Genomic DNA, 390 nt, shown 5'->3' on the forward strand with positions numbered 1-390 from the left:
GGCCGAAACCGATATTGTCACGCGCGCTTGCCGCGAAAATGGTGACGTCCTGCGGCACGATGGCGATGCGCTGGCGGACCGAAACGGGATCGGCCTCGCGCACATCGACGCCGTCGATCAGGATCTTGCCTGTTTCGGGATCGTAAAAACGCAGGATCAGCGAAAACACCGTGCTCTTGCCGGCCCCTGACGGCCCGACGATCGCCACCGTCTCGCCCGGCATGACCTGAAAGCTTAAGCCGTGCACGGCGGCGCGGTCGGGCCTTGCCGGGTAGGAGAAGGAGATATTGTCGAAGACGATCGCGCCCTTGGCGACGGCCGGCAGCGGCTTCGGATCGGCGGGAGCCTGGATCGCCGGCGTCTCGGCCAGGATCTCGGTCAGCCGGTCGG

The 390-nt window shown here is 65.9% G+C and carries 1 protein-coding gene; it reads right to left on the reverse strand.

Translation table 11 applies throughout. The features are described from left to right. Positions 1-390 (reverse strand): ATP-binding cassette domain-containing protein (locus tag EN884_RS38390; protein ID WP_128361252.1); only part of this gene is annotated, 390 nt, incomplete at both ends.

Source organism: Mesorhizobium sp. M7A.F.Ca.AU.001.01.1.1 (assembly GCF_004022735.1).
Classification (GTDB): Bacteria; Pseudomonadota; Alphaproteobacteria; order Rhizobiales; family Rhizobiaceae; genus Mesorhizobium; species Mesorhizobium ciceri.